This window comes from Planctomonas deserti (assembly GCF_003067705.1).
Lineage (GTDB): Bacteria > Actinomycetota > Actinomycetes > Actinomycetales > Microbacteriaceae > Planctomonas > Planctomonas deserti.
Map to the genome: position 1 here is coordinate 1 of NZ_QANL01000170.1, position 550 is coordinate 550.

General features: G+C 67.3%; 1 protein-coding gene. It reads right to left on the reverse strand.

Translation table 11 applies throughout. The features are described from left to right. The coding region (locus DAI20_RS20110; RefSeq protein ID WP_497802652.1) for an ATP-binding cassette domain-containing protein at positions 1 to 536 on the reverse strand (536 nt) is incomplete at its 3' end. Positions 537 to 550 lie beyond the last annotated feature (14 nt).

Consider the following 550-nt stretch of genomic DNA (forward strand, 5'->3'; position numbering starts at 1 on the left):
ATCCGGTCGATACGGCCGGACAGGATGTTGTAGTCGACTCCGGTCTGCCGCGCGACGCTGCCGAGCAGGGGATCGTAGGTGTCTCCGCCAAGGAAGGTCAGCCGCACGATGCGGCCACCGACGGCATCGAAATCGCGGTGCAGCGCACCTTCGTCCACCTGCTCCGATTCACTGACGAAACGGCGCGTGGTCGGGTGCTGCGGATGCAGGAACACCCGGGTGACCGGCCCGGTCTCGACCATCTGGCCGGCGTCGAGCACGGCGACACGGTCGCAGACACGGCGGATCACATCCATCTCGTGGGTGATCAGCACGATGGTCAGGCCCAGCTCGCGATTGATCTTCGACAGCAGCGACAACACCGAGGCGGTGGTCTGCGGGTCCAGCGCACTGGTGGCCTCGTCGCACAGCAGGATCTGCGGGCGTGTCGCCAGCGCACGGGCGATGCCGACGCGCTGCTTCTGCCCACCGGACAGCTGTGCGGGGTACTTCTGCGCGTGCGCCTCCAGGCCCACGGTCTGCAGCAGCTCGGCCACGCGTGCATCGATCT